The 19,679-nt window shown below is 41.2% G+C and carries 24 protein-coding genes and 1 pseudogene; 13 read left to right on the forward strand and 12 right to left on the reverse strand.

Translation table 11 applies throughout. From position 1 onward, the window contains the following. The first annotated feature begins 91 nt into the window (after nt 1-91). The 6 genes from FZ941_RS05150 (at nt 92) to FZ941_RS05175 (ending at nt 5,738) form a co-directional block, all read left to right on the forward strand. The gene (locus FZ941_RS05150) at nt 92-859 is read left to right on the forward strand and encodes an ABC transporter ATP-binding protein (RefSeq protein WP_005590953.1); all 768 of its coding nucleotides are present in this window, start codon (nt 92-94) and stop codon (nt 857-859) included. Then, nucleotides 852-2,840, forward strand: coding sequence for an FtsX-like permease family protein (locus FZ941_RS05155; RefSeq protein WP_148887090.1), 1,989 nt, complete (start codon nt 852-854; stop codon nt 2,838-2,840). Before FZ941_RS05150 ends, FZ941_RS05155 begins: the two co-directional genes overlap by 8 nt. 130 nt (nt 2,841-2,970) lie before the next feature. Further along, on the forward strand, nt 2,971-4,371 hold the full coding sequence (locus FZ941_RS05160; protein ID WP_148887091.1) for an amino acid permease: 1,401 nt from the start codon (nt 2,971-2,973) through the stop codon (nt 4,369-4,371). Nucleotides 4,372-4,412: 41 nt separating this feature from the next. Beyond that, on the forward strand, nt 4,413-4,682 hold the full coding sequence (locus tag FZ941_RS05165; protein WP_148887092.1) for a hypothetical protein: 270 nt from the start codon (nt 4,413-4,415) through the stop codon (nt 4,680-4,682). Between the two features lie 156 nt (nt 4,683-4,838). Then, nucleotides 4,839-5,264, forward strand: coding sequence for a GNAT family N-acetyltransferase (locus tag FZ941_RS05170; protein WP_148887093.1), 426 nt, complete (start codon nt 4,839-4,841; stop codon nt 5,262-5,264). Between the two features lie 15 nt (nt 5,265-5,279). Continuing rightward, entirely contained in the window at nt 5,280-5,738 is a 459-nt protein-coding gene (locus FZ941_RS05175) for a GNAT family N-acetyltransferase (protein WP_148887094.1), read from the forward strand. A gap of 1,082 nt (nt 5,739-6,820) precedes the next feature. Here the strand turns inward: FZ941_RS05175 and FZ941_RS05180 are convergent. Next, complete coding sequence (locus FZ941_RS05180) at nt 6,821-7,255, reverse strand: DUF1492 domain-containing protein (RefSeq protein ID WP_148887095.1); 435 nt, start codon at nt 7,253-7,255, stop codon at nt 6,821-6,823. Between the two features lie 134 nt (nt 7,256-7,389). Here FZ941_RS05180 and mazE point away from each other — a divergent pair, with 134 nt between their 5' ends. Further along, nucleotides 7,390-7,605 carry a type II toxin-antitoxin system PemI/MazE family antitoxin gene (mazE, locus tag FZ941_RS05185; protein WP_148887096.1) on the forward strand — a complete coding sequence of 72 codons (216 nt, stop codon included), beginning with the start codon at nt 7,390-7,392 and terminating at the stop codon, nt 7,603-7,605. Next, nucleotides 7,589-7,942 (forward strand): type II toxin-antitoxin system PemK/MazF family toxin, encoded by a 354-nt coding sequence (locus FZ941_RS05190; RefSeq protein ID WP_148887097.1) that lies wholly within the window; start codon nt 7,589-7,591, stop codon nt 7,940-7,942. The genes mazE and FZ941_RS05190 overlap by 17 nt, the downstream gene beginning before the upstream one ends. Before the next feature lie 252 nt (nt 7,943-8,194). On the opposite strand, the gene FZ941_RS10750 is transcribed toward FZ941_RS05190, so the two are convergent. From FZ941_RS10750 to FZ941_RS05240, 11 genes and pseudogenes are all read right to left on the reverse strand, one after another. Continuing rightward, the gene (locus FZ941_RS10750; RefSeq protein ID WP_262366277.1) at nt 8,195-8,704 is read right to left on the reverse strand and encodes a hypothetical protein; all 510 of its coding nucleotides are present in this window, start codon (nt 8,702-8,704) and stop codon (nt 8,195-8,197) included. Between the two features lie 98 nt (nt 8,705-8,802). After that, on the reverse strand, nt 8,803-9,261 hold the full coding sequence (locus FZ941_RS05200) for a hypothetical protein (RefSeq protein ID WP_148887099.1): 459 nt from the start codon (nt 9,259-9,261) through the stop codon (nt 8,803-8,805). A gap of 11 nt (nt 9,262-9,272) precedes the next feature. After that, on the reverse strand, nt 9,273-9,449 hold the full coding sequence (locus FZ941_RS10595) for a hypothetical protein (protein ID WP_187418382.1): 177 nt from the start codon (nt 9,447-9,449) through the stop codon (nt 9,273-9,275). A 334-nt stretch (nt 9,450-9,783) separates the two neighbouring features. Continuing rightward, nucleotides 9,784-11,283 carry a DNA primase family protein gene (locus FZ941_RS05205; RefSeq protein WP_148887100.1) on the reverse strand — a complete coding sequence of 500 codons (1,500 nt, stop codon included), beginning with the start codon at nt 11,281-11,283 and terminating at the stop codon, nt 9,784-9,786. A 19-nt stretch (nt 11,284-11,302) separates the two neighbouring features. Next, nucleotides 11,303-12,165, reverse strand: a pseudogene (locus FZ941_RS05210) (primase alpha helix C-terminal domain-containing protein). A 134-nt stretch (nt 12,166-12,299) separates the two neighbouring features. Continuing rightward, the gene (locus FZ941_RS05215; RefSeq protein ID WP_148887101.1) at nt 12,300-12,581 is read right to left on the reverse strand and encodes an XRE family transcriptional regulator; all 282 of its coding nucleotides are present in this window, start codon (nt 12,579-12,581) and stop codon (nt 12,300-12,302) included. Then, nucleotides 12,574-12,906, reverse strand: coding sequence for a DNA-binding protein (locus FZ941_RS05220; protein ID WP_148887102.1), 333 nt, complete (start codon nt 12,904-12,906; stop codon nt 12,574-12,576). Before FZ941_RS05220 ends, FZ941_RS05215 begins: the two co-directional genes overlap by 8 nt. Next, on the reverse strand, nt 12,893-13,108 hold the full coding sequence (locus tag FZ941_RS05225; RefSeq protein ID WP_148887103.1) for a hypothetical protein: 216 nt from the start codon (nt 13,106-13,108) through the stop codon (nt 12,893-12,895). The genes FZ941_RS05220 and FZ941_RS05225 overlap by 14 nt, the downstream gene beginning before the upstream one ends. 163 nt (nt 13,109-13,271) lie before the next feature. Continuing rightward, nucleotides 13,272-13,703, reverse strand: coding sequence for a hypothetical protein (locus tag FZ941_RS05230; RefSeq protein ID WP_148887104.1), 432 nt, complete (start codon nt 13,701-13,703; stop codon nt 13,272-13,274). 323 nt (nt 13,704-14,026) lie between these two features. Beyond that, nucleotides 14,027-14,653 (reverse strand): Rha family transcriptional regulator, encoded by a 627-nt coding sequence (locus tag FZ941_RS05235; protein ID WP_148887105.1) that lies wholly within the window; start codon nt 14,651-14,653, stop codon nt 14,027-14,029. A 14-nt stretch (nt 14,654-14,667) separates the two neighbouring features. Continuing rightward, on the reverse strand, nt 14,668-14,886 hold the full coding sequence (locus FZ941_RS05240; protein WP_148887106.1) for a helix-turn-helix domain-containing protein: 219 nt from the start codon (nt 14,884-14,886) through the stop codon (nt 14,668-14,670). Between the two features lie 153 nt (nt 14,887-15,039). Here FZ941_RS05240 and FZ941_RS05245 point away from each other — a divergent pair, with 153 nt between their 5' ends. The 5 genes from FZ941_RS05245 (at nt 15,040) to FZ941_RS05265 (ending at nt 19,674) form a co-directional block, all read left to right on the forward strand. Then, nucleotides 15,040-15,996, forward strand: coding sequence for a helix-turn-helix transcriptional regulator (locus tag FZ941_RS05245; protein ID WP_148887107.1), 957 nt, complete (start codon nt 15,040-15,042; stop codon nt 15,994-15,996). Between the two features lie 365 nt (nt 15,997-16,361). After that, entirely contained in the window at nt 16,362-17,321 is a 960-nt protein-coding gene (locus FZ941_RS05250; RefSeq protein ID WP_187418383.1) for an Abi family protein, read from the forward strand. A 184-nt stretch (nt 17,322-17,505) separates the two neighbouring features. Then, nucleotides 17,506-18,651 (forward strand): site-specific integrase, encoded by a 1,146-nt coding sequence (locus FZ941_RS05255; RefSeq protein WP_148887109.1) that lies wholly within the window; start codon nt 17,506-17,508, stop codon nt 18,649-18,651. Nucleotides 18,652-18,746: 95 nt separating this feature from the next. Beyond that, entirely contained in the window at nt 18,747-18,983 is a 237-nt protein-coding gene (locus FZ941_RS05260; RefSeq protein WP_002899859.1) for a DUF2829 domain-containing protein, read from the forward strand. Beyond that, the gene (locus FZ941_RS05265) at nt 18,976-19,674 is read left to right on the forward strand and encodes a 3-oxoacyl-ACP reductase (RefSeq protein ID WP_148887110.1); all 699 of its coding nucleotides are present in this window, start codon (nt 18,976-18,978) and stop codon (nt 19,672-19,674) included. The genes FZ941_RS05260 and FZ941_RS05265 overlap by 8 nt, the downstream gene beginning before the upstream one ends. Nucleotides 19,675-19,679: the final 5 nt, after the last annotated feature.

Genomic DNA, 19,679 nt, shown 5'->3' on the forward strand with positions numbered 1-19,679 from the left:
TCAGCTAATCTTAGAGCAGAGCTAGCTAATAAAGTATTGAAAGATAAGCTAAATAACCATTTTACACATAAATAAAAAAAGAGGATCAAGTATGACATTATTAGACGTACAACATGTGAAAAAGATTTATAAAACCCGCTTTCAGGGCAGCCAAGTAGAGGCGCTGAAGGACATTCACTTTACTGTAGAAAAGGGAGAATATGTCGCCATCATGGGAGAGTCGGGCTCTGGAAAGTCCACCCTGCTTAATATCCTAGCTATGTTGGACAAGCCGACTGAGGGACGCGTCTTTCTCAACGGAACTGACACGGCTACCATCAAGAACAGCCAGGCTTCCAGCTTCCGCCGGGAGAAATTAGGCTTTGTCTTCCAGGATTTCAACCTGCTGGATACTTTGTCGGTCAAGGATAATATCCTTTTACCTTTGGTGCTCTCTCGTCGTCCCATTACTGAGATGATGCAAAAGCTGGTCACGACCTGCAATGAGCTGGGGATTAACAAACTCCAAGAGAAGTTCCCTTATGAAATTTCTGGTGGTCAGAAGCAACGGGTGGCAGTGGCTCGGGCCATCATCACAGAGCCTGAGATTTTGCTGGCAGATGAACCAACAGGGGCTTTGGATTCCAAGTCTTCAGCTGCTCTCTTGGATGTCTTTGACGATATCAATGACCGCGGCCAGACTATTCTCATGGTGACCCACTCGACTTCAGCAGCCAGTCGGGCCAAGCGGGTGCTCTTTATCAAGGACGGGATTCTTTATAACCAAATCTTTCGCGGCAACAAGACCGAGCGGCAGATGTTCCAAGAGATTTCTGATACTCTGACAGTTATGGCAAGTGAGGTGGAAGCTCATGCTTAGATTAACTAGTAAGCTTGCGCTTTCTAATTTAATCAAAAATCGTAAGCTTTATTATCCTTTCGCTCTGGCGACCTGTCTATCCATCGCCATCTCCTACATCTTTTTCTCCCTGACTTTTAATCCTAATTTAGTAAAGATGACGGGGGCAAGTGCTGTTTCCATAGTGCTATCTTTGGGGATGGTTATTGTCAGCATCACGACCAGCATTATCGTCTTTTATGCTAATAGCTTTGTTTTCAAGAATCGCTCCAAAGAACTGGGCCTTTACAGTGTGCTAGGGCTCAATAAATTCCACCTCTTTGTCATGGTGGTAATTGAATTACTGGTATTTGGTCTGGTAACCCTTATCCTCGGACTAGGGATCGGACTCTTGTTTGACCAGTTGATCTATGCCCTCTTGCTAAAAATCATGGCGATAAAGGTCGTCTTGGTGTCAACTTTTCAGCCTGCTGTCGTTATCGCGGTTGCTGTTTTCTATGCCTTTGTCTTTTTCTGCCTGATGATTAGCAATGGTTTGCGCCTGAGAAAGCTTGATGCGTTGCAATTGGTCAAAGAGAAGAATAGTGGAGAAAAGAAAAGTCGCTTTTTATTCCTACAAACGCTACTTGGGCTTGCAGCCTTGGCATACGGTTATTTCCTTGCACTAGGAGTGACCAATCCCTTGTCAGCAGTCTTTACATTCTTTGTCGCAGTGCTCTTTGTGATTCTAGGCACCTATCTGCTCTTTAATGCTGGAATTACAGTCTTTCTGCAATTTTTGAAAAAGAGGAAGTCCTATTATTACCAACCCAATAACATGATTTCCGTTTCCAACCTGATTTTCCGCATGAAGAAAAATGCGGTGGGACTGGCGACAATTGCTATCCTATCAACCATGGTTTTGGTAACCTTATCTGGCGGAGCTAATATCTATGCCGGTGGTGACTACATGCAGAAAGCTATGTTTCCTCATGATTTTAGTATTCAAGGAAAAGGAGTCACGGGTGAGCAGATGGAGCAAGCGCTGACAGAGTTTGTGAATGAGCAGCAGTTGCCAGTCACTAAGAAAGGTGTCTATCCATACTATACGATGGGAGTGACAAGTCGTGCTGACAACCAGCTCGATATCAATGCTGCCGCTCAAAAATTTGTCACACCGAAAACGTATATTTTGGCTATTTCAGAAGCGGATTATCAGAGTATGACGGGGAAAAGTCTTGATCTTGGGGATGATGAAGTGGCTCTCTATCAGCAAGGTGTGAAGTTAGATTCTAAGCAAGACTTGCAGCTAGCTGGTCAGACCTTTAAAATCAAAGAGGAACTCAAAGAAGACTTTATCTTTGGTCATTTACCTGATCAGATGAACATGATCGTTCCAGAGAAAATCTACATGGTTCTTAAAAATCCTGACCAAATCTTCTCTGCAATGACAGATAAATATGCTGTAAACCTTAATTATTATGGCTGGCTTGATACAAAGCTGTCAACGGAAGAACAGCGTAATCTGAGGGATGCTTACCAAGAAAAATTGAATCAGTTTAATCAGACCTTGCCTGAAAATCAAGCAGTCTATGGTTCGGTAACAGCTTTTGATAAGCAAGAAATCAAAGGCATGCTAGGTGGGATGTTCTTCATCGGCATCTTCTTGTCAATCGTCTTTATGCTGGGAACCATCCTCATCATCTACTACAAGCAGATTTCAGAAGGGTACGAAGATCGGGATCGCTTTGTGATTCTACAAAAGGTCGGTCTGGATGAGAAGCAAATCAGGCAAACCATTCGGAAACAGATCTTGATTGTTTTCTTCCTACCACTGGCCTTTGCCTTTATCCATCTGACCTTTGCCTATCATATGCTGAGCTTGATCTTGTCTGCTCTTGGTGTTCTTAACTCAGCTCTCATGCTGGCTGTGACACTGGGTGTTTGTGCAATCTTCTTTATCAGCTATGTGATTGTCTTCATGATTACTTCCCGCAGTTATCGTAAAATTGTTTCTATGTAAGAAGTTGGGATTTCCCAGCTTCTTATTTTGCATTTCTTTGCCAAACGATAAAGTGGCATTTTAAAAGAGATTTTGGTAAATCCAATAATCTATGATATAATAAACCATCTATGCTTTGGAGGGAGATTTTATGAATATTTTTCGAAAAAAAGATGCCAGTAAAAACAGGACGGGAATGCGGCGGCACCTGAAACTGATGGATTTGATTCTTTTAGGGATCGGTGCCATGGTTGGTACAGGGATTTTCACGGTTACAGGAATTGGGGCGGCGACTTATGCTGGTCCAGCTCTGATTGTGTCGATCGTGATTTCTGCCCTGTGTGTCAGCATCTCTGCCCTATTTTATGCGGAGTTTGCCTCTCGAGTTCCGGCTAATGGCGGAGCTTACAGCTATATTTACGCTGTTTTAGGGGAATTTCCGGCTTGGCTGGCTGGTTGGCTGACCATCATGGAATTTATGACAGCTATATCAGGTGTAGCTTCTGGCTGGGGTTCTTACTTGAAAGGGCTTTTGAGCGGCTTTCATATCCAGCTACCGACAGCCTTGAATGGCACATTCAATCCAAAAGCGGGGACTTATGTAGATTTGTTGCCTATTCTGGTTTTGGTCTTTGTGACAGGCGTGGTACTTCTAAACTCAAAAGCAGCCCTGCGCTTTAATTCAGCCTTGGTTGTCCTCAAATTCTCAGCCTTGGCTCTCTTTATTCTCGTTGGGCTTTTCCATCTTCGACCTGAGAATTGGTCTAACTTTGCACCTTTCGGTTTTGGTCAGATCTATGGCGGTCAGACGGGGATTATGGCTGGAGCTTCTCTGATGTTCTTTGCTTTTCTGGGCTTTGAGTCGATTTCTATGTCTGTGGATGAGATCAAAGAACCGCAAAAAAATGTGCCACGCGGCATTGTCCTTTCCCTTGGGATTGTGACCATCCTCTATATCTTAGTAACCTTGGTCTTGACAGGCTTGGTACACTATACCAAGCTAAATGTTCCAGATGCAGTAGCTTTCTCACTTCGCAGTATTGGACTAGATTGGGCTGCCAATTATGTTTCTATCGTAGCGATTTTGACCCTGATTACCGTCTGCATCTCCATGACCTATGCCTTGTCTCGGATGATTTACAGTATAGCGCGTGACGGACTTTTACCGCGGTCTTTCAAGGAATTAACTGCTACTAGCCGTGTGCCTCAAAATGCTACCATCTTAGTGGGGATTGCCTCAGCTATTTGTGCGGGTATCTTTCCTCTTGCTAGCATCGCCTCTTTCCTCAATATCTGTACCTTGACTTATCTGATTATGCTGGCCTTTGCCATTTTGAAATTGCGGAAGGAAAAGGGACAGCCCAAGGCAGGAGAGTTTAAAACTCCGCTGGTGCCTCTAACTCCGATTTTGTCCATTGTCATCTGCCTTTCCTTTATGACTCAGTACACTTTGGACACTTGGTTGGCCTTTGGAATCGCTCTACTTTTGGGAATTTTGATTTACTTTGGCTACGGCTACCGTCATTCGGAAATAGAAGTGAAAGAAAAGTAGTGTAAAAAGTTGTTTTAAATAGAGAGTAGAAAGAGAAAAGAATGAAGAGTTTTAACCTAACGAAAAAGAAGAAAGTTTGGTTGTTTGCGTTTGTTTTGCTTGCCCTTATCTTACTAGCCATTGTAATCAATATCCAGCTGAATCAACCCGAACATATGAGCGCTGACTATGTTGGCCTTTGGAAGTCAAGATGGCATGAGGAAAATAAAGACTGGCTCTATCCTCTGAAAAATATCTGTCTTGTCATTTTAGCGGTTCTAGCTGGTTCTGGTCTCATGATTGCGTTTTCCAAGAGTGAAAGATGGAAATAAGCTTTTGAAAATGTGGCAATCCAGCCCGATGTCCTAACAGACCAGCCTTTAGAAGAGGCGGAATCTTGGTTGAAGGGGCAGATGGGAGAATAGTTCATTGAAAGCAGTCAAAGAGACTGCTTTTCTGCTATAATAAAGAGAAGAACGAGGTGACAGATGATTCGTAAGGTAAAACTAGAAGACGCCGCAGCTATTCAGCGGCTTAATGCTGAGTGCCTGGGTTATGATTTCGATAGGGAAGCGACAGAGGCTCAACTGAAGAGGCTGCTAGAGAATGACCAGCATTTGATTTTGGTAGCTGAAGAAGATGGTCAGGTCATAGGTTACGCTCATGCGGCTAGCTACGACTGTCTCTATTTCCCGTCCTTGCTCAATCTCTTGGCTTTGGCCGTCGCTCAGGATTTTCAAGGGCAGGGACATGGCAGAGCGCTGATGCAAGCTTTGCGTGAAGAGGGAAAAGCAGCAGGCTACACAGGAATTCGGATTAATTCAGGCATTTCCCGCTCCGCAGCCCATGAATTTTATCGCAGTCTCGGCTGCAGCGAAAAAGCTGACCAGAAACGATTTTATTGGGAATTTTAGAGAAAAGAGGAGTAGATGATGATCGAACAATTAAGCCAGCAGCATGCTTTGGAAATTGCTAACGCCTGGCATTACGAGGCACCTTATGATTTTTATGATATGAAAAATGACCTGGAGGATTATGAAGAAATAGTCTCCCAAGAAGCGCGTGGAGACCGTTATTATCAAGTTATGCGCGATGGGAAACTCTATGGATTTTTCTGCTTGGAGCAGAAAGGAGAGCGAAGTTTGGAGCTTGGTTTGGGGATGAAGCCGGAGCACTGTGGAAAAGGTCAAGGCGCTGCATTTTTGCAGGAAATTCTGGACTTTATCATGGAAAATTTTGCACCACAAACCCTAAGGCTATCCGTTGCTGACTTCAATCACCGAGCCCAGCAGCTGTATCTCAACATGGGCTTTGAAGTGGTGAGACGCATTCCGCAGGAAAGCAATGGCGATATTCACCTCTTTGTGGAGATGGAGAAGAAAGTCTAAAATCCCTATGACTGCTAGTAGCATATTTTGATAAGAGTATTAATAAACAAAAGGAGAAAACCATGACATTTGAAGAAATTTAAAAAAACCATGATTTTATATATTCTTTAGTGTCTCTTTACAGTGATTTATAGCGGTTTATAGCAAGAATACCCCTATTAGTTCATCTTTGATATTCTTCAGAAGTCCACAAAAAGGTGAACAAAAAAAGCCCTCAAAAGGGCATAAAATTTGATGAGTTCAGCAGGCAAGAACTAGCACCCCCACAAGGTGCTTTTTTTAATTACTTGTGGAGTTGCGGATAGATATATTATATCATGAGGCGCATGCTTTGTAGAGTTATAACCTCACAAAAGCCCCTAGATTTTTTTCTAAGGGCTAGCTATAAGAAAGGATAGGCGAGACCGCCGAATGTCGCCCGCATTTCTCGACCCACTAGCTAAGTGGCGCGTTGGAGGCGGATACTTTTCAACCTCTATCCTTTATATCTTGATTATATCATATTTCCTCTTAATCTAAATCTGTGAAGGATTATTCTTATCCTTATGTCCATATCGGACGTAAAAAGCATACTCCTTTTCTTAATTGTTCCGTGAGAAAAAATGTATAGTGACGGTCTGAAGGCCGTAAAGAGTAGAGGGTAGGCCATGGTCTCTGCCTTTGATATTATTAATCTTTTATTACTCTCGATATTTGCAGTCCTCTTTGTTCGCTCCTTGTTCAATTAAAAAATGAAAATCTTTCTTGATTCACTCTCGGCTCGATCATGCGTAACTTAATCCTCACGATAACTGGTGGAATGTGTAAGAACTTGTTAGTACTAGGTTGTTTTTATAAATATCCTTAGTCAATGGGTAGCCTTATGGCTAAAAAATCAACTTAAAAGCCTAATAATACCGCATTTCTTTCTGCTTTAAAATTTTCAAAAAGGGAATTTTTCGCACGGAAAAGGCCGCGTCCTTTAAAACCGAAACAATATAGCCCCGTTCAAAAAAATAGGGGGTAGTTTCCGAACGTTGAACAGTATAAGTGATAGCCTGAAGCATTTGGCCAGAAGGCAAGCAGCGGAAGAAGCCACTTTGTTAAGTGAGTTTAGAAGCTCTATCATCCATGAGCTTAGCAAGCTTCTTTATTCCTGAACTCTTTATCCTGTAAATTGTTGTTTTTGACTTTTCTATCTTGTCTTCGATATTCCATATTTCCAAGTGATTGACATAGGACATCCGCAATACTGACCTTTCAAGAGGATCACTCAGCTTGTCAATGAGTTTAGAAGTTTCTGAACGTTCCTTGATTAGATTGGAAAGTCTGTTTTGTATATCTTCTTTCAACTTCAAAACATAGACAAGTTCATTCTCTGTATTGTTCACTCTACTAGTCTGAACTTTGGTTTGTGTCAGAGTTGATTTTTTAAATAGACCTTGTTCTAGATATTGAAGTTCTAACTGCAAACTCTGAATCTCTTTATCTAACCATCTAATACCTTCTAACTTTGCTTTTACTTGCTCTGGTGTCACGCTTTGGCCTCCTCTTGTGGTATAATAAATCTATCTAATCTATAACCAAGGAGTCAGTCGCAAGGCTGGCTTTTTGCTTGCTTTTCTCTCTTATTAAGTATATACTTGATATATACAAACAAAGGAGTAAAGAAATGAATACAGTAAAAACCCGTAAAGTTGGGAACTCTCTGACTGTGACCATTCCCAAGGCGCTAGATGTCCCGGAAGGTCAAGAAATGGTCGTTTACAAAGGTGCTGATAATGTGATCGTCCTAGCTCCAAAGATTGCAGATCCATTCGTTGAAGCGGTTGATCTCCGTATGGAAAATGACTTTGAAGGGGTGAAACTACTTGACAGTGAAATCTAACTATATCCCAGAAAAGCAGGATATCATCTGGATAGACTTTGATCCATCTGTCGGGCGTGAGATACAGAAGCGCCGCCCTGCCGTGGTGGTATCTCGTAAGGAATACTCAGAACGCACTGGCTTCGTTGCGGTCTGCCCTATCACGCATGGTCAGAAGAAACTAGAAAAGCTAGGCTTGCTGGTTCCTGTCCTATCCTCTGAGGTAGACGGTTCAGTGAATCCGCTCCAGCTCTACACCTTCGACTTTCGAGAACGCCAGGCGCAAAAAATCACCACCATGGACACACCGAGCTTTCAGAAGGTTGTTCAACTCTATAACTTCATCTTTGAAGCATGAATCGATCAAGCTGAGGCGGAGCGCCTTGGCTTTTTGTATTTTCAACGACTGGTGGAATATGTACATACTTTTCCATACCTGCCAACATGTTGTAGGCAGATAAGGCAAGTTATTTGTTCCTTCTCTGCTTGATAAATGGTAGGGGATATTTTGCATTTTCTCTACCTTCGCTCGAGCTTTGAGCACGCGCAGCCTAACTCAAAACTTGGTACTTTTTTAGGGCTTTAGCTATTCCGTTTAGTGGCCAAGAAGCTACCTCAATCTACCCAAGCCAGTCAGCCAAAGCCTATCCCCTTTTCTAGTATAGTTCAGGAACTTTTGATAGTGCTTATAGTACCTAGCGCGCTTCATATACTTTGGTCGTTCAGGAAAAGCGTCAAACATATATCCGCCACGTTTAGGACTCCAACCCGTGTCTACCTTTCTAGCCTCTCTCAGTGCTCTCTCCCAATAGTATTGACAATCCGTCTTGCTGCGGTTCAGGGTTGACTTATGTATTTTCTGGCATAATCCGCAACCATAAAGTATATGTCGTTTAAAGAGTATTCTGCACCGCTTGCCACAGATAGGGCATAGAAAGAAGTAGCGATAGCCTCCCTTAGTCCCTGGTATTCTATCTAAATCAAAGTAATCTTTGCCAAGGGTGATATATAAATTATCTAAGTCTATTTCTAGTTTCCTGTCGTCTAACTCAGCTATGCCATGGGTTAGATTTTTTATTTTCAATGGCTTTATAAATGTCTCAATAGCTATTGATTTTATAGTTTTCATCCGTTCAAAAATACCTATATACAGAAAAACCCAAATCTATTGGGATAAGTAGCAATTAAGCCGCAAAAAGAGGCAATGCCCCTTTGCTGCTATTCTTCACTGAGTAAGCCACTTACTACCACATCACGGACAAACTGAGCTTGTTTTTCTTTGGGCAGTTGCAAAGCTTCAAATAAAGACTCCAGAGCTTGCTTGTCTGTGCTTGCAATCAACTTCTTAATGATATTCTGGAACTGCCCTTCTAGGTACTCGCAAAAATGGATCCGCTGTGCTTGTGTTGGCTGCACTGGTACTAGTGAACTATCTGCAATCAGCAAGAAGCAGGCTTCCACGATTTGGGCGAATAACTTTGCACGCGCTTCAGGGTGTCTGTATAACTCATAGGCGTTTATGCTGGTGTCTTCTGTCCGGAGCTTCTCACCTAGTTCAATCAGTTTAGGCGTATCTTCAAGACATACTGGTGTTGCATCCGTCATAAAATCGTCACGCTTACGGTTGAGTTCCTCTAGTTCCTGATCTGCCTGTTCAAAGTATGCTGGTTCTGTCATGGGCTTCCTCCTTATCCTTTATATAGGACCAGTAGCCCCAATGTTGCACTCAAATTTTCATAGTCACCCTCAGTTGCTTCAGTGCATTGCACATCCACAACTTCAACACTTGCCATAAAGTCGTTGACTTGAGATTCAAATTCCTGCAGGCTTTGCTTATGCTTCTGATAAAATAGCTTGATTTTCATTTTTTTAGCTCCTTTTCTTCAATTTGTTACCTTCTTTAGTGATTTTGTTACCTTCTAGGTAACATAGTTCGGACTTACTGCCACAAGGCTTTAGGTCGTTTTGTTACCATGTTACCTTCTTTTGAAGTCATAGCCCTTATATATAAAAATACTATTTTTTCCCTATATAGAGAGTTAAAAAGAAGGTAACAAGGTAACATTTTTTCAAAAAAGTCAGTAGTATCAAGGGTTTAACAACGTTACCTTCTTTCTAAACAAGGTAACAAGAAGGTAACATTTTGGGGTGAAAACGTAGATATACCAAGGGTTTAGGGCATAAAAAGAAGGTAACATTTTAGTCTTTAACGACAGCGTGATTAGTTTTAGCCAGTTTTGTTCTTTCAAAATCGAAAGGGTCTAACTTATCGAAGTCCTCAACTTTAACCCTCGCCCGCTTAAGTTGGTACTTATTAGGCGTCAACTGTTGTAAGTGTCTAATAGTTTCTTTACCTGCCCCGTAAACATTGGGCTTAGGTATTCCCATATCTTCAGCATAATGTTTCAGCGATCTGGTCATTATAAAAACAGGCACCACGTCCAGCTCATGCCAACCTTTTTCCATGTATTCATGCTTAACCCATGAAAGCAAGTAGTCATTATCTTCCTGGTATTCTTCTAGGAGGCCTTTGACCGCTTTGGGTTCGATAAAGTGTGTAAAAGGCTCTTGATTGATAGCTTTGTATAGGGCATATTCTAGGACTTCCTTATTTGCCAAAAACTCGTTTTTTATCCAAGGCTTTTCCTTCTCACCGTTAAAGTCTGCATTAAAAGGTACGATCATAATTCTGCGATACCAGCCCTTTGTCTTATTCCCACCGTTGGGAATATAATTCCCTGAAAAGATATTGAATAACTTGAAAGTAGCTTCAAAGGCTGGGCGTCCTTTAGGGTTGACTAGCACGGTGTCCCCGCTAGTGATACTCATTAAATCAGACGGATTTTTTAAGTATTCGTTTGGGGTTTCGTCTCCAATATTACAAACTTTACCCACCAAGGTTTCAAGGTTATGCTTTTCAGCAAATTGTGCAGGTTTTAACGCTGATATATTGCTTTCTCCTATCAGATTGATAAGGAAGCGCTGAAATGTCCCTTTACCGTTGTTACCGTCCCCGTAGAAGATCGCGAACTTGTTTCGGGTGTGGTTAGGATTGATAGCCTCTAGGATAATTTGCCAAAACAGTGTTACCAGTTCACTATCATTACAAGCGATTGAGTTTAGCCAATCGTCAAAAGTTTTGCCCTCTCGATCTGTTGGGACTCGTTTAGGCGCGTGGTAAGCTGTGCTGATCTTGCTTGTAATAACGTAATCAGGGCTAAATGGTAGTAGCTCCTTAGTTCTTAGGTCAATAATGCCATTCTTGACGGGGACAAGGTTAGCACTCTCCAGCGGTTTCTTTATCTTGGTCAATGTCCTAACCATTAACTTAATCTGTGACCACTCTCTGGGCTTAATTCTTACGTCAAAAGTTTTACAGAAAAGGTTAAACAGGTCATTACTCGCGGTATAGATACCCTCGTCTAAATCATAGATATAGAGTAGGCTATAATCGGCTATGTTGCTTTTACTGATAAAAGTAAACGTGACAATATCGCTTAGTATTTTAGCAACGGTGAAGGTTTGGGGCATGGCTACCTTCTCGGTAACGTCCCCTGTGGACTCGTTTACCTTGGTTTCGGTATGTTCGGTTCGCCATTCTTCACCAGCATGAAAGATACGATTTTCAAGCTCCTTCATCGTCCTAGGGGGTTGTTCTTGCTCTCTCGCCTCTAAGATTTCGCTTTTTAGATTTTCCAATTCTTCTAGTTCTATGGTTCTACCCTCTCTTTCTATATTCTGCCCGTGATATGCTGCTGAAAGTGCGGTCAAGCTCCTCGATTGGTAAAGGTTCAGCCGTCACGCTATTGGCTATCTTTGTAAGCTCGTAGGCAGTCTCTAGGTCACAATCAACCCACTTGTTAAAGAGTAAGCCTACAAAGCGCGTGAGTGCTACGTTACGCCCTCCCTCGTCTCCAAATCCGTTGAAAAGCGTGTCAATGATCCTCATGGTCATAGACCTCTGGCCACTTGCTCTAGGTTTGTAAAGCTCAGTAGTTTCTTGCTTCGCTCTTGGTTCAACCTTGAGGACTGGATAATCTATCCCATGCTCTACGATTTTTTGATAGTCTGCTGGGTCGCCTGTTGTGACTGGTAGCCCTTGGAGTTGTGACCAGGTCAGACTGGCTATGTCAAAGGGTAGCCCTATCTTGTCAGCAATCTCTTTGACTACCTGCTTATAGTTTGCCTCATTCATCACGTTGTCAGGCTTCACCACAAGGCGAAAACGGGGGCTTTTTGGGGTGTGTTTGATGGTGGGGTATAAAAGATATAGGAGTAGCCAAACAAAGCGCCAGAAACAGCTTCTACGAAGCTCTCAGACGTGCTCAGTATCTCGTCATAGTCAAGGAAAATCAAATCACGATACACTAAACTTTGATTACTTCTGCGATAGCTGCCATTTTTTTCTGCGATTACTTTTCCGCTTAAGCAGTAGGGCGCTGCAGTTCGTTTGTATTCCTCAATATCTGCACCTTCTGGGACTGACATGGGTTTAAACTGTGCGACATACTCAAACGGCTCTAGCTTGCCTTTATATGGCCGGAGTAGTGATCCAAATCCTCGGCTTTCATAGATGGCCATCCTATCGCCCCTTTCTCCGTTTCTTTTTCAGGCGTTTTAAGCGTTTTTGTTCCTCGTGTGTAAGAGGTTTAGGCTGCCTATCTTTATAGATTTTCATATCATGATACTTGCCGCCACCTTGGGCGGGATGTATGTTATACCTTGCCATTTTCCACCCCCAAAAATTTTAAAAGTTCGCTAACCCTGTAATACACTTTTCTAGCGTCCTCTAGCGGTGGCTTGTATCGTCTTAGTCCCGCCTTTTCCCACCGTTGCAGTGTCTTGTATTTTATATCCAGTTCGTCCATGGCTTGCTGGGCTGAGATTAAACCCGTTAAGCATGGTTTGGTCTTCTCACGCGCTTCTAGATAGTTCTCCACAAGCTCCAGAACGCCATGAGTTAGCTCATATTCACTTCCTTTGCTGAGACTAAACATTCTGATCAGCTCCCTTCAGCAGCTCTTTATAGCTTTCTAAATCAGCTTTAATTAGCACATCTAGACGCTTTCCCTCTGTGTCATACTGAGCCTTTAGCTCCCTGACCCCTGCTAGGCGTTCGGTATCGTTAGCAGGAATATAGTAGCCGTTACCTGCCCCACGTTTGGCCACAATAGGGATACCATAGCGAACGATAAGCCGGAGAATATGATCTCGTAAGGCTCTCATCTCCAGCCCTAGCACATTGGCTATATCCCGCCCTGCGCGTGGCTCGTCCGCCCCTACGGGTATCAGTCTTAGAATTCTTTCTTCAAGCTCTGTCATAGCTGCCCTCCTTCCGGTATGTCTCGGCTTGAGCGTCATGTTCTGAAATAAGTTGTTTTAGAGCGTGGTTAGCTGTGTGGAGTAGGGGAAAAGTTCTCTGCCCCTCTTCTGCACTAGCTAACTCTAAGACCTCTAGAATGTCCTTTAACTGTCCGCAAAGCCCTTCATAGTCGACTAGAATATCATTTGTTTTATTTGTCATCCTCTGCCCTCCACTGTTTCAAGCCATTTTTCCATCTTTCTTAGTTGCTGTTTTGTGATATATCCTCGGCGTCTGTAAGCAATAGCCCAGGAGTGAAACAGCTCAGCACATACGCCAGCTAGAAAGAAAAGTAGTAGTGTTAAAATTGCGCCTAGTAGTTCGCTCATTTTAATAGCCCTCTTTTTCGCAGATCAGCAACTACTAAACTACGTAAATACGTCCAGGTTGAAGCAGTTGTGTGAATGATCCCATCACTTAAATTATTTTCTTTTATTGCTTGATCTAAGAAACTGAATAGCAACCAGTCAGGGGCTTTGCCATGTCTTTCTGTGCATTCATCGTCATATTTTTTTAATTCCCCAAGCAGGTTCTCAACATTCCTATTAAAGAAATCCTCATGACTTGCCTCTTGCTTTTTATATGCTTCAGATAATTCGTAAAACTGAATCCATAACTGACTAATTGCTGACCTACAATCTTCAGCAATCTCTGTTGCCCCGTGGTGTTTCTTGGATAAATGCCACTCTGATAAAATATCTAGCTTTTCCTCTACAAGTCCCAACTTTTTTTCAAAATCTTTAAAATATTGTTCCATGTTTTTTACCTCTGTTTCTGTGTTTGTATAATTGCCCTGATGGGCTTGTTCCTGTTTCGACAGCTTTTTAATGTCTTTCTTGCCTTTTACTATACTAGTTAATTCCCACGCTCAGACTCGCAAAAGTTTGAAAGCGTGAGGTGATACCAGTTTTAAGAGTTGGCGCTCTCCGTATGGTCAAAGTGTCCCAGATGTGCTATAATCTAGTTATAAATCTTTACTAAAACCCTTTTAATAACAGCTTGCCTGCTTGTTTATTATGTTTTAGTGATAGTGTGAAAGGCTTGATAGTTTGGTCGCTCTCAAAGCCTTTTTTGTTGCTCTCACGCGCCTTGTGGTGCGTTTTCTTTTGGTCTGAAGATCATAGACTTAATATCCTGATAGGTCATGCCTAGGTTAATCATAGCGATAGCCATATCTTCCAAGGCTTGGTATCTGACAAGCTCGGTACTGGTCAAGCTATCGATACCTGTCAGACCGCCACGCGCTGCCATCAGTTGCTTTTTATTCATGCCGCTAGTACCTTTTAGCAAAAGATTTGTGATAGTGCTATGCGCGTGCTTTGGTTTTTGTTCCCAGTTCTTAATGCTGTCATGCAAAGTCTTACGCTTTGGCTTTTCTAAAGCACGCTGCAGCTTAAACTTTGCTAGCTCGTCCCGCATTTCAAAGAATGCTTTGACAAGGTTTGTCTTGAAGTTTCTAACGGGTTCGGTGTTTCGTAAGTAAGTGATTAGCAAAGTTGCTTGTTGCTCGTTCAAAATATAGTCCCGTACATTTTGCCCGCTCTCTGAAGGTGAAATTTTAAATGTCACCTTTCCGAACCTTTCGAAGTCTTCTCGGTGCTTGTTCAGCAAGATCTTCAAATGTCTGTGTTTAATTTCTGCACATTCTGCAACGATACTGCTCAATGTATACGGATTTTTCTTACCGTCCATGTAGACTAGTTCCATGGTTTGGCTCCTTTCTAATCTAGTACTATTTTTTTCGTACTTTTACCTAAAAAAATAAAATCCATCGGCACATTATAAAGAGTGCTCAACTCCTGTAATAAATCTAGCGGAATTTTAGTGCTATATTTTTCGTACTTTGCTATAGTCTGAAAACTTCTGTTAGTCTTTTTGCCTACCTCGCGAAGTGTGAAACCTGCTGATATACGTGCGCCTCTTAAGGTTATTTGTTTCATGAAAAACATTTCCTCCTAATCTTTGTTATCTTGATTGTACTATTTTATTCGTACTTTGTCAACAAATTTCAAAAAAGTTTTATTTTTTTCGTACTTTATATCTCTGTTTGTGTTATAATCTATGTATAACTTAGAGTTAAGGAGTTAGAAAAGATGGCTAAAAACAGTCCTCAAGATATTAAAAATAGAGAGTATTTCTCTAGTAGGTTAAACCTACTTTTGGAACAAAAAGGGATTAGACAAATTGACCTCCACAACTCTCTAAATATTCCAAAAAGCACAATCACTGGATATGTTAAAGGGAAATCATTACCTACTGCTGGAAATTTACAAAAAATAGCGGACTTTTTTAATGTCAAAAAATCTTTTTTGGATCTTAGATTTATCGATACTATATCTACCAGTTCTTTAAGTGAATTACTAGATAACGATAAAGAATCTGAAGTATTTGAAATGATTTTCAATAAGATTGATGAAATACTCAATTTTGACAATGACCAGATGGATATTGAATATATTGAGGGGATGTTAGCATTTAATCAAAGTGTTTTTGGTCGTGTTCTCCAGTCATCGATTATAAACCCTGGAATTGTTGAAATTTTCAAAGATCTCGATCTTTCTGACAGTTCAGAAAAGAATGAAATGCTATTGACAACAAAACAACGAGAAGCAAGAGAATACGCTTATAAAAACGTACTATCTTTAATCACGCATGAGTATATATCTCGCTTAAAAAATGTTATTTTTCGTGAAAAATCATTGAATACCTCGTATATTCATTCAGAAATCTCTAACCTCATTAATAGCCTTAATAATAAAATTGATAGTTACGGTAATGTTATTCTTGAGGTAAATGAAATAATTGAAAAAATAGGTACAAAAGATCGTAATATCTTGGGGTATAGTTTACGAAAAAAAATCGCTTCTGCTCAATCTAAAATTAATCAGCTTATTTACAATCATGATAACGGTGGCATAGGTATCTCTAAAAATCATATATATATTGAAAAAAATGATATTATCGATACTATTGAATATGATTATTATAAGGATATTCAAAATCACTTAAATGATCTAAGAAAAAATATTGAGGAACACTTTAGCAACTAACCCACTTGCCACAATGTCCAACAATCCTGAAGTGCGTGATTTCTCGGCGTTCGCTCGGAGTTCAACGCCATACTAGGCTCGTAACTCAACTGCTCATAATTTTTTAGAAAGGACTAGCATGGTTAAAATCAACGCAAACGGCAAAGAAATCCCCGGTTTTACTTGCTAAAGTGCAAAAACATAGGAAGTTGAAGAATAGAAAGCTGATTTTACAGACAAAAACGCAAAAACGACAAATTTGACAAATATAGCTGTTTTGGTTGACAAGTTCCAAAAATAATAATAGAATTAGAGATGAAGTATAGCTATGGCAATCCTCCGGGACCCATTTGCGGAAAGCATCTCTTAGTAAGGAGGTGCTTTTTTTGAGGCCATTTAACCAAATAAAAGAACAAATACGTACTCTTCATAATAGAGGGATTAAGATAGATATACTATCAAAGTACAGATATACTAAACAATATTTATTAACAAATAATTACTACAATCTTGTAAACGGATATGGTCGGTTTTTTTGGATCAATACTAATTTATACCAAGATACAACATTTGATGAATTGACTCATCTCTATGAATTTGATACTGCAATAAGAAACTCTCTCTTTTCTGCTACTCTTAGCGCAGAAAAACATCTACGAGGAGTAATAGCTTATTATATAAGCGAACGTTGCCATATATTAAAAAAAGCAGAGGCTTATAGGGATAAAAGCTTTTATTCTAAAGATATTCTCTTTGTAAGGAAAAAAATCTGGGAAACTATTGATAAAAATATAAATTCCAGAAATAACAATCCAATCAAAAATCACCATGAAAAACATGGCGAAGTACCATTCTGGGTTATCGTAAATTATCTTTCGTTTAACGATCTTTATAAAATATTAGAGAATGTTCCAGAAATTCAAAATAAAGTTGCAAAAGGAATGAAAAGTTTTTTAAAAGAAAAGTTTTCTATCACCAAACCTTATACCGAGAAAGAACTATTGAGTTTCATGTATAACATCTACGAATTACGGAATTTATGCGCCCACGGGAATCGCTTATTAGATTTTAAATGCAAGAATAATGTTGTCTATTATCAACCATTACACTCACTGTATAATATTCAATCCACCGACCCTAAACAATCAATCTATCATATATTCATTGTTCTCCAATGCTTCCTATCTAAAATGGAGTACGCTATTTTACACAATACCATTAAAAAGCGCATGAATAGCTTAGAAAATAAATTGACTTCAATATCACACAACAAGATATTAAATCTTTTAGGTTTTCCAAATGATTGGAATAGGAATGTAGCTAATTTATCCCAAAAAAATCAATAATCTACTCTTATTTCAAGCCTCATATAAGCCCCATATCCGCCTTGTTTTCTTTTCTGGTATATTTGACCGTTCAACTCGTTAAAATCGAAAATAGAGGGGTTCTCGTAACACCTAGCATGATATAAACCTAATTCAACCTAAAATCTTTTTAATAACAGCTTGCCTGCTGATGGAAAGGTATATCATGAAAATAACAGAAGTCAAAAAGAAAGACGGTAGCAATGTGTACCGCGCAAGTGTCTATCTGGGAGTGGATCAGGTAACAGGGAAAAAAGTAAAAACCAGCATCACCGGACGGACAAGAAAAGAGGTCAAGAGCAAAGCCCAGCACGCGCAGCTTGACTTCAAGGCGAACGGGTCAACGGTTCATAAAACTGTGCGGGTGAAGAATTATCAAGAATTGGCTGAACTGTGGCTAGAAAGTTACCGGCTGACTGTCAAACCCCAAACCTTCATAGCGACAGAAAGAATGGTGAATAGCCACCTAGTCCCAGTTTTTGGAAAGATGAAACTGGATAAGCTTGCCGCTAGTTATATCCAGAGTTTCATCAATGACTTATCAGGTCGCTTAGTTCACTTTGGTGTGGTTCACTCGATAAACAGCCGTATCTTAAAATATGGCGTTTCACTGCAGCTCTTGCCATTCAACCCAGCGAGGGATATTATCCTGCCCAGGAAGCCAAAGCGAGAGAGTAAAGCAATCAAGTTTATCGCTCCGGAGGACTTGAAGTCTCTTTTAGGCTATATGGAGAAGCTGGCATTCAAAAAATACAGTCATTATTTTGATTATGTGCTATATAGCCTACTGCTTGCGACTGGTTGCCGCTTTGGGGAAGCAGTGGCTCTGGAGTGGTCTGATATTGACTTGGAGAATGCGACTATCAGCATATCAAAGAATTATAATAGGCTGGTGGATCTAGTAGGCCCGCCTAAAAGTAAAGCAGGGGTCAGAGTGATTAGTATTGACCGGAAAACAGTCAATATGCTTAAGCTCTACAAAAATAGGCAGCGGCAATTATTCGTAGAAGATGGGGCGCGTGCTCCGTCTGTAGTATTTGCTATCCAGACCAAAGAATATCAGAATATGGCCACAAGGCAAGATTCCCTGGATAGGCGTTGCAAAGAAATTGGAATACCCCGCTTTACCTTCCACGCTTTCCGCCACGCTCACGCTAGTTTATTGCTCAATGCTGGTATCAGCTATAAAGAATTACAATACCGGTTAGGCCATGCTACCTTGGCTATGACCATGGACATCTACAGTCACCTATCTAAGGACAAAGAAAAAGAGGCTGTTTCATACTACGAAAAAGCCATAAATGACCTGTAAGTCCACAAAAAGGTGAACAAATTTAAAAACCACCTCATTTCAGAGGTTCAAAAATCTTATCAAATCAAGGTTTATAGATGATAAAGGAGAAAACCATGACATTTGAAGAAATTTTACCAGGCCTTAAGGCCAAGAAAAAATATGTTCGTACAGGCTGGGGCGGGGCGGAAAACTACGTCCAGCTCTTTGACACGATTGAGCAGAATGGGGTGGCTCTCGAAGTGACACCGTATTTCCTCATCAATGTTTCAGGCGAAGGGGAGGGCTTCTCTATGTGGAGTCCGACTCCTTGTGATGTGCTCGCGACAGATTGGGTAGAAGTGGATGACTAAGACAGTATTGGTGACGGGAGCTAGCTCGGGCATCGGCCGAGCTCAGGCTCTGACCTTTTTGGAAAATGGCTACCGCGTTTATGGGGTAGATAAGGGTGAAAATCCGGGGTTTCTAAATGAACTACGTTTTTTTAAAATGGATTTGACAGATGATTTGACACCACTTTTCACTAGCTTACCTGAAGTGGACATTCTCTGTAATACGGCCGGTATTTTGGACGATTATCGTCCCTTGCACGAGACCAGCGACGAGGGCTGGGAGCAGATTTTTGCGCTAAATCTGACTGCGACAATGAAAATCACCCGCTTTTACCTGCAGAAAATGCTGGAGAAAGAGTCTGGTGTCATCATTAATATGTGCTCGATTGCTAGCTTTCTTGCTGGCGGTGGCGGTGCTGCCTATACAGCCTCTAAGCATGCTCTGGCTGGTCTGACCAAGCAGATAGCCCTGGACTATGCGGATCAAAATATCCAAGTCTTTGGCCTAGCACCAGGCGCTGTCAAGACAGCCATGACTGCCGCAGATTTTGAGCTAGGCGGACTGGCAGACTGGGTTGCTGAGGAAACGCCGATTAAGCGCTGGCTGGACCCTCAAGAAGTGGCTGATGTTAGTCTTTTTCTGGCAAGCGGTAAGGCAGCTGCTATGCAAGGTGAGATTATCAAAATCGACGGCGGTTGGAGTTTGAAGTAAGGAAA

It is taken from the genome of Streptococcus sp. Marseille-P6264, from assembly GCF_902460355.1.
Lineage (GTDB): Bacteria > Bacillota > Bacilli > Lactobacillales > Streptococcaceae > Streptococcus.